General features: G+C 54.5%; 6 protein-coding genes. 4 read left to right on the forward strand and 2 right to left on the reverse strand.

The genetic code is table 11. The features are described 5' to 3' along the window. The first annotated feature begins 42 nt into the window (after positions 1-42). Positions 43-3750: a methionine synthase gene (metH, locus tag VEI50_01175; GenBank protein HXX73723.1), complete on the forward strand. Its 3708-nt coding sequence runs from the start codon at positions 43-45 to the stop codon at positions 3748-3750. Between the two features lie 7 nt (positions 3751-3757). Here the strand turns inward: metH and VEI50_01180 are convergent, their stop codons facing one another. Next, on the reverse strand, positions 3758-4270 hold the full coding sequence (locus VEI50_01180; GenBank protein HXX73724.1) for a hypothetical protein: 513 nt from the start codon (positions 4268-4270) through the stop codon (positions 3758-3760). Between the two features lie 132 nt (positions 4271-4402). Beyond that, the gene (locus tag VEI50_01185) at positions 4403-5545 is read right to left on the reverse strand and encodes an HD domain-containing phosphohydrolase (GenBank protein ID HXX73725.1); all 1143 of its coding nucleotides are present in this window, start codon (positions 5543-5545) and stop codon (positions 4403-4405) included. A gap of 79 nt (positions 5546-5624) precedes the next feature. Between VEI50_01185 and VEI50_01190 the strand changes: the two genes are divergently transcribed. The 3 genes from VEI50_01190 to VEI50_01200 are packed head-to-tail and all read left to right on the forward strand — an operon-like array spanning position 5625 to position 7299. Next, on the forward strand, positions 5625-5942 hold the full coding sequence (locus tag VEI50_01190; GenBank protein ID HXX73726.1) for a hypothetical protein: 318 nt from the start codon (positions 5625-5627) through the stop codon (positions 5940-5942). After that, entirely contained in the window at positions 5939-6682 is a 744-nt protein-coding gene (gene rph / locus VEI50_01195; protein HXX73727.1) for a ribonuclease PH, read from the forward strand. Before VEI50_01190 ends, rph begins: the two co-directional genes overlap by 4 nt. Then, a complete protein-coding gene (locus VEI50_01200) occupies positions 6679-7299 on the forward strand; it encodes an XTP/dITP diphosphatase (protein ID HXX73728.1) in 621 nt (206 codons plus the stop codon). Before rph ends, VEI50_01200 begins: the two co-directional genes overlap by 4 nt. Positions 7300-9293 lie beyond the last annotated feature (1994 nt).

Here is a 9293-nt window from a genome sequence, read left to right on the forward strand (position 1 = left end):
ATCCTTCCAGTATCATGACGCTACCCGGAACAGGGAGAAATCATGGCGGAAACTAAGTCAAAGGCATCATTGCTCGATGCTCTCCTGAAAGCTCGGATTCTGATCCTCGATGGCGCGATGGGGACCATGATCCAGCAGCGGAGGCTGGAGGAGGCCGCGTTTCGGGGCGAGCAGTTTAAGGATTGGAAGAAGGACCTCAAGGGCCACAATGATCTCTTGAACCTCACCCAGCCGGAGATCGTCCAGGACATCCATCGCCAGTATCTTGAAGCCGGCGCCGATATCGTTGAAACCAACACGTTCAATTCACAATCCATCTCGTTGGCCGACTATCACATGGAATCGTTCGCCTATGACTTGGCCAAAGCCGGAGCCGAGTGTGCGAGGAGAGCTGTAGCACAGGTTTGTGCTGCACAGCCAGGGCGACAATGTTTCGTCGCCGGAGCTATTGGACCCACTACAAAAACATCGTCGATCTCGACCGACGTCAATAACCCGGCAGCCCGTGGCACCACGTACGACGAGCTGGTGAGCGCCTATATCGAGCAAGTCCGCGGCCTCGTCGACGGTGGTGTCGATATCCTGCTCGTGGAAACCATTTTCGATACGCTTAACGCCAAAGCCGCGTTCTTCGCCATTGAGCGGTTCTTCGACGAGCGGAAGCTGCGGTTACCTGTAATGGCGTCAGTGACGTTTATTCAGGCTGGCAGCAATCGTGGGGTGACAGGACAAACAGTCGAGGCCTTTTGGAATTCGATCTCCCATGTCCCGTTACTGAGTGTCGGCATCAATTGTGCGCTGGGGCCGAAAGAGATGCGTCCCCTTATCGAGGAATTATCCCAGATTGCCCCCATCTATATGAGCAGCCATCCGAATGCCGGACTCCCGAATCCGTTGTTGCCGACCGGATTTCCGGAAACGCCGGACACGTTTTCCCCGCAACTCAAGGAATGGGCGAAGAACGGGTGGTTGAATATCGTCGGGGGATGCTGTGGAACGACACCGGCCCACATCAAGTTGATCGCAGAAGCCGTACAGGGGTTGCCTCCTAGAATTCCACCGTCGGTTGAGCCCTATACGCGCTTGAGCGGCCTCGAAGCCCTCACGATCCGGCCGGAATCGAACTTCGTCAATATCGGCGAACGAACCAACGTGACCGGATCGCCCGCCTTTGCCAAATTGATCTTGAGCGGCGACTATGACGGCGCACTTTCGGTGGCTCGGCAACAGGTGGAGGGTGGGGCTCAGATCATCGACGTCAACATGGACGAGGGCCTTCTGGACTCGAGGGCGGCGATGGAGAAATTCCTTCGGCTCGTGGGGTCAGAGCCCGATATCTCTCGTGTGCCTGTGATGGTCGATAGTTCGAAGTGGGAGATTCTTGAGACCGGCTTGAAGAACCTTCAGGGCAAGGCGGTGGTCAATAGCATCAGCTTGAAGGAAGGGGAAGCAAAGTTTATCGAGCAGGCGACTTTGATCCGACGATACGGCGCGGCCATGGTCGTCATGGCATTCGATGAGCGGGGTCAGGCGGACACCCTTGAACGAAAGATGGACATCTGTTCGCGCTCCTACAAGATTCTCACCGAGCGTGTGGGGGTTCCACCGCAAGACATCATCTTCGACCCGAACGTGCTGACCGTTGCGACGGGGATCGAGGAGCACAATAGTTACGCGGTGAACTTCATCGAAGCCACGCGATGGATCAAGCAGCACCTTCCCTTGGCACGGGTAAGCGGCGGCATCAGCAATATCTCCTTTTCCTTCCGGGGCAACAACGTGGTTCGGGAAGCCATGCACGCGGCCTTTCTTTATCATGCGATCAAGGCCGGCCTGGATATGGGGATCGTCAATGCTGGTCAGTTAGCAGTGTATGAGGAGATTCCCAAAGATCAGCTCGCGCTCGTCGAAGACGTCCTGCTCGACCGTCGCCCAGATGCAACGGAACGTCTCGTGGCGTTTGCGGAAACGGTTAAGCAGAAGGGAAAAGCGGCGATTAAAGACGACGAATGGAGAACCGGATCGATCGAGGAACGATTGGCTCACGCGCTGGTCAAAGGCATCGCGGATTATATCGATCAAGACGTCGAGGAAGCTCGCCGGAAATATGCGAAGCCTCTTGAAATCATCGAGGGGCCGCTGATGGCGGGGATGAATGTCGTCGGTGACTTGTTCGGATCCGGAAAACTGTTCTTGCCACAGGTGGTGAAAAGCGCCCGGGTCATGAAGAAAGCCGTGGCCTATCTCCTGCCGTTCATGGAGGAGGAGAAGCAGAAGGTAGGCGGCGCCAAGTCAAATGGCAGGGTGTTGCTGGCGACCGTGAAGGGCGATGTCCATGATATCGGCAAGAACATCGTCGGGGTGGTGTTGGGGTGCAACAACTATGAAGTGATAGACCTCGGCGTGATGGTGCCGTGCGAAAAGATCTTGGCGACGGCTCGGGACCAAAGGGCTGATATCGTCGGCTTGAGCGGTCTCATTACCCCATCGCTCGATGAGATGGTGCATGTTGCCAAAGAGATGACCCGTGAGGGCTTCACGGTTCCGCTTTTGATCGGCGGCGCCACTACGAGCAAAGCGCATACGGCGGTGAAAATTGCGCCGTCCTACGAGCCGTCCGTGGTCCATGTCCTGGATGCGTCACGGGCGGTCGGTGTGGTGGGGAGCCTCATGAACCGGGGACAGAAATCCGAATTTGTCAGCCAAGTCCGGATGGACTATGAACGTGTGCGTCAGGCGCATCAGGATCGAGCGACGAAGCCGCTCTTACCGATCGGTCGGGCGCGAGCGAATCGTTTTGCATCTGACTGGACTATGATTGAGATTCCGGTGCCTTCGTTTTTGGGACTAAAGGTTATCAGCAATCAGCCGCTCAGCGAGTTAGTCGCCTTTATTGATTGGTCTCCGTTCTTTCACACGTGGGAATTGAAGGGAAGATTTCCGACAATTTTTGACGATGCGATAGTTGGTCCCAAAGCCAAGGAGCTGCATGACGATGCTCGTCGTTTGCTCGATAGGATCGTGAACCAGAAGCTTCTGACTGCAAAAGCGACGTACGGATTGTATGCGGCTGCGAGTGTTGGCGACGATATCCAGCTCTATGCCGACGAAACCAGGAAGGAACACTTGACCGTCGTCCATACGTTGCGACAACAGGCCAAAAAACCACAAGGACAACCGAACCTGGCGCTCGCAGATTTCGTCGCGCCGCGAGACTCCAGCCGCAACGATCATATCGGCGCCTTTGCCGTGACGGCCGGGATCGGCCTGGATGAATTGTGTCGACAGTTCGACAAAGATCACGACGACTATAACTCGATCATGGCGAAAGCGTTGGCTGATCGATTGGCCGAAGCCTTTGCGGAATGGCTGCACAAACGAGTGCGCGAAGAGTGGGGATATGGAAGAGGAGAAAAGTTCTCGAATGAAGACCTCATCCGAGAAAAATACCGTGGCATCCGCCCTGCGCCCGGCTATCCGGCCTGTCCGGACCACACTGAAAAGCGAGTCCTGTTTGATCTGTTACAAGCCGAGCGGAACACCGGCATTACGTTGACGGAGAGTTTTGCTATGCTGCCAGCTGCTTCGGTAAGCGGCTTCTATTTCGCTCATCCCGAGGCAAAATACTTTGGCGTGGGGAAGATCGGGAAAGACCAGGTTGAAGATTATGCCCGACGAAAAGGGATGGAGCTGCGCACCGTCGAACGATGGCTGGGCCCCAATCTGAACTATGAACCATCCGAGTCCTAGTGGACTCTCATGCCGAAAGCCCCACCAGCAGCGTCGAATTCAGAGGATTGCCGATAGCAGCGATCAGAGCAGACTTGACCGATCGGTAGCGCTCTTCAGCCCACCGGTTGAATTCCTCGGAGTCGCTGAAGACCAATTCCCAAGCCTTAGCCGCGTCCAACATCAGCAGCTGAGACGATTGATTATTCCCCGGAAAGTAGACGACGAGGACCGCGGATTTCCCTGTCAAACTGATATCCGTAAAGACATGCAGCTTCGCAGTCTGCGGGAATGAGAGATCGCGCGCCGCAGCTTCCACAAGGGGATGATACAACCGGTGGAGGAATTGCGAGGTCACTTCAAAGGCATTCGTGGTACCAAGAAGCCGGGGGTTCGGCTTTTCAGCGAACAGATTCTCCGTCAAGTAGGTTGCAGCTTCCCATGTCGGCATTTCACCGCAGGTCACGAGTGACTCACAGAGATAGGCGATCCAGTTTCTGGTCGTTGCCGGTTTCCGCACGGATGAGACCTTATTTGCCATGGGGGCAATCCTTTCGTCGCCTGAAGGACGATGATTCGGACCGAGTGCTGAGGCGGAGCTGAGGCGGCCCGTATGATGTATACGAAGTATAGCGCGGGATGAGAGAGGGTCAATGAAATGCGGGAATGTTGCTTACTGGTCGAGGCTCATGCCCCGAGGCGATCGGTCAGCGTACTGCTCGTGAATCCGTTTGATTTCGTCCAGGGAGGCGAAGAAGACATCGAGGAGTTCTGGATCGAAGTGCTCGCCGCGATGTTTACTCATGAGATCGACGGCATGGCTCAGTTCGAACGCAGGCTTGTAGACCCGTTGAGTGGTAAGAGCATCGAAGGCATCGGCGATTGCGGCGATACGTCCTTCAACGGGAATCGCTTCACCCCTGAGCTTCCGCGGATAGCCGCTGCCGTCCCAACGCTCATGGTGCGTCCAGGCGATCGTGGCTGCAACCTTCAGAACTTCGGCTTCCGAGCCACCGAGGATGCGGTACCCGATTTCAGCGTGTTGGGCGATCACGTTGAATTCCTCCTGGGTAAACTTGCCCGGCTTGAGGAGAACGTGATCGGGAGTGCCGATCTTCCCGATGTCATGCATCGGGCTGGCTGTCCGGATCAGATCGCACCGTTCGTTTGAGAGACCGTAGCGTCTGGCGAGCATTTCGCAGTAGTGACTCATCCGCTGAATATGTTGTGCGGTGGCACTGTCGCGGTATTCGGCTGCGATGGCCAACCGCTGAATAGTTTCTTCGCGGGAAAGGCGAAGCTCCTTCTCGCTTCGTTCTAACCATTCTAAAGCCTGCTGTAACGCCATCGTTCTGGTGCGGACGACGTCTTCCAGGTTCTCCCGATGGAGACGGTTTTCCATCTCAAGGCGTCGTCGGCGCAAAGCATTCGCCACATCGATCAGCACTTCGTTGGATTCAAACGGCTTGATGATGTAACCGAACGCGCCCATCTCGAGAGCCGCGTTGGCCAGAACCGAGCTGTCGAGCCCCGTGACCATGATGGTCGCCGTATGGGGATGTTCTCTGATGATTGCGCGAACAAGATCCATACCCGATTCACCGGGCATGTTGACATCGCACAGAATGAGCGCGAAAGGTTGTTCGTCCAAATGTTGGCGCGCTTCACGAGCATCCGAAGCCAAGATTGCTTCGTAGCCATGGGTCTGGAGTAGGTAGCCAAGCAAGCGGCGAATAGGTTCTTCGTCATCGACGACGAGAATACGTTTGAGGTCGAGAGCGGCTTGCTGGGAAGATCGATCCAACAGCAGGGTCATGGGCTAAGCGATCGAAAGCTCAGACGTCATATACTTATCGTGAGGTGTCTAGGGAACTGTAAAGCCAGGTGCACCTTTTGTGCCAATGAATTATGAGTTTTTGCGAATCTTGCGGGTGTACGCGTATGGCCTCGTACTTCTGTTTGATCAGAAACTCCGCAACAGGAGCGGAGTTTCGATGCGTTGTGACGGCATGAAGGAAATAGTCAATATTTGTCTCTTCCAAAGTGGAAGAACCGTGTACAGAATTCGTGCCGACGTCGCCGAAGAATTGTACGAAGGTGGTGTGGTCGAGATCATGGTGGTGTCACCTTGTGAAGACCGCGCCGCGGTTTCGTTGCGCTTTCAGCGGGCCTTTACTATAATGCGCGGCATCGTACACAGGAGAAGGCGATGACGACTGGCAGGGACTTATTGCGGGTTGATGGGCGTCGACGGGATCAGCTTCGTCCGATCAAGGTGACGAGAAATTTCATCAAACATGCCGAAGGATCTGTCTTAATTGAAATGGGCGATACCAAAGTCATTTGCACGGCATCGATCGAGGAAAAAGTGCCTCCGTTCCTGAAGGGCAAGGGAACGGGATGGGTCACGGCGGAGTACTCCATGCTCCCGCGCTCAACCCACGAGCGTTCGCCGCGTGAAGCAGTCAAAGGAAAACAGGGTGGGCGAACGCTGGAGATCCAGCGATTGGTCGGACGCTCGCTTCGAGCAGTCACAGATATGACTCAGATGGGTGAACGGTCCATCTGGATTGATTGCGACGTGATTCAAGCCGATGGGGGGACCAGAACCGCTTCTATCACCGGTTCGTTTATCGCACTCGCCGACGCGTTTGTCGTGCTCAAACAACGCGAGCTTATCAAAAAACGCCCTCTGATCGACTATCTGGCGGCGATCAGTGTGGGGAAGGTCGGAGGCGAGATTCTGGTTGATCTGGCTTATACTGAAGATGCGGCAGCGGAAGTCGACATGAATCTTGTCATGACCGGGCGCGGGCGTTATGTTGAGATTCAGGGTACCGCGGAGCGGACTCCGTTCGGGAAACAGGAGATGGACGAGTTTATGTCTCTTGGTTGGACGGCGATCCAAACGTTGACGGCACTGCAACAGGATTTAATTGGATCATTAGAATGATCAAGGCGACAATGGCCCGGGAACTTGTCCTTGCCACGCGCAATCGACATAAAGGAGAAGAACTGGCTGCTCTCTTGGGCGATTTGGGGATACGGATCAGAACCCTCGATGAATTTCCTGAAGCGCCGGAGGTCATTGAAGACGGAGCGACCTGTGAGGCCAATGCGGTGAAGAAGGCTCGGGCCATCGCCGAGGCGATAGGACTTCCAGCCGTCGCCGACGATACAGGGTTGGAAGTGGATGCGCTCGGTGGACGTCCGGGAATCTTCGCTGCCCGTTTTGCGGGTGAAGGCGCAACCTATGAGGACAATTGTCGGAAGTTGCTTCACGAGTTGACCGGCGTGCCGCGTGAACGGAGGACGGCTCGATTCATCACGGTTGCGGCGATGGCATTTCCGGGGGATGGAGTTCAGGTTGCACGAGGGGTATTGGAGGGGTTGATCGCGGAAGCGGCCACCGGAAGTCACGGTTTCGGCTATGATCCCATCTTCCTTGTCCCTGAACTGGGGAAGACATTAGCTCAGCTGTCTCCGGAGCAGAAGAACCGCGTGAGCCATCGCGCGAAAGCGTTCGGACAAGTGCGCATCATGTTGCAGGATACGGTTCTATCATCTTGAGTCATTTGACCGAACTAGATGCTCAAAAAGGTCTCCGACAAGGCCGCAGGGAGCGAACTCGCCGAGGCGTACCCTTGGGTGGTACGTTGAGGCGTGTGAGCGACCGAGAACGACGTTGGAGGGCTTTTTCAGCATCTAGAAAAAGTCGGGGCGTAGCGCAGCCTGGTAGCGCGCCTGCTTTGGGATCACAATAAAGGGGGTTGCTTAGGTTATTGAAAATCTAGGCAATCCCCTTGTCATTACTCGCGATTCGCAATTTATACCTGTCAACTCTCTTCGGTTCAGTTGTACCCCATTCTGAGAGATTTGGTTCATTTTCTAACACTGTATTAACACCTGCTTGGCTAGCCCAAAGCTGTCATCTTGCCACAGCGGCATTGGTCTCCCCAGCCCACCCCCTGGCACCCTTGCGCCCCATGCGTGGGCATGGGTCCCATGCCAGGTACATGAACAGCGTGACAGTGCCCAAGTAAAAGGGACTCTAAAAAAATATTCGAGAATGGCAAAAAATGGGGAAAGCAATGAAGTACGCCAGCAATATCGTTGGAGGGGTCCGGCTAGTGCCCTACGTGCCCCTAGGGGGTAAATTTCTTTGTCTAAAATGGGAAACTAAAGGGAAATTGCTGCTGTTGGCTGGTTCTCTAGTATTTACAATGCATTACGAAAATTTAAGTATTACCGAATAACCCCCGAGAAATCCCCTCGCCCTGCTAAAATGCGTCGGGCCTGGTCAGGGTGTGCTCTTACCTTTACCAGGCTGTTCGTAATGCTGGCCCTCAGCAGGTACATCTATCCATCTATCACCACAGTCCCACATCTCAAACTCTTTCTCTTCCTCAGAGGAAGGTGCGTCGCATTCGATCCATACGGGGGGAGCACCTTGCGGAAGATGATAAATGGCGTGGATATGCGTGGGATGGGCCTTGAAATGCCACAGTGCGGTCCCAACAACCGTCCCCACTAAAAGAGTTCCCATGAAGAAACCGTATGCCCGAGAGCTGAATAGTCCTCCCCCTGTCTCGCTTGGCAGCTTATGAGGCTGATTTTCATAATTTGATCCAATGGCTTGCTGACGCCATGTGCCCCATCTCCACGTGATGATAAACACGGGCAGAGAGAGAATCAGCCACAGAATGACCCACTCGATGGTACCCGAGCAGTCTGTAAAAACGAACCTTCCAACGTTGGTAGTCTCGCAGGGTTTCCGCAGGACAAGCAAGAGCAGGAGTGCTAAATCGAGCACCCAGAGTATGAACAGCTTTGCAGGATGCCAGTGACGGATTGCCATGTCTGAAACTTACAGAACGTAGTCCTCTGAATGCTGAATACTTTAGTCTGTAGCTCGATAGTATTCAAGCCGTCACCATCACGGGCATGGCTACCCTTGGCGGGAAGAATACACCAGAAGCTCTGTTTGGTAGGGAAATAGCTAGGCTAAGGAAACGCCTTGGACTCTCGCAAGAGGAGCTAGGCTTTAGGGCAGAAGTACATAGGACCTATATCAGCCAGCTTGAACGGGGCCTCAAGTCACCTACGTTAAAAGTCATCCTCAAGGTGTCTAAGGCATTAAACGCCTCAGGAGGTAAGTTGATTGCGTTTGTTGAACGTGGGGTTTGAGATGATTGGGTAGGATCAAGGACAATTCCCTGCCACTCGATACTCTGCTTCTTCCGCTTCTGCTGCGCTATTAAACTCTAGTCGGTTTTGTGGTGCAACCTGGCTGTAGTTCCGGCAGTCAGGCAAGTGATAGATATGGCTTCGAGGGTTGTCGATAATGGAGTAGGGGAGGGCAAGGAGGATCGGAACTTGCCTTTGTGGGGCAGTGAAGGTATACGTACATTTTATGTCAGCTTCCAGGTAGGATGCTCGTATGACTCCGAGTTCAACCCCTAGCGAGGAGAAGGACCTATGACGACTCATATCCATGGATCGTTGTGTAGCAAGCGGAGCCTCTTTATTGGGGCAACGCTCGGACTGCTGATCGCATGGACAGG

The sequence above is a fragment of the Nitrospiraceae bacterium genome, assembly GCA_035623075.1.
Taxonomy (GTDB): Bacteria; Nitrospirota; Nitrospiria; order Nitrospirales; family Nitrospiraceae; genus DASPUC01.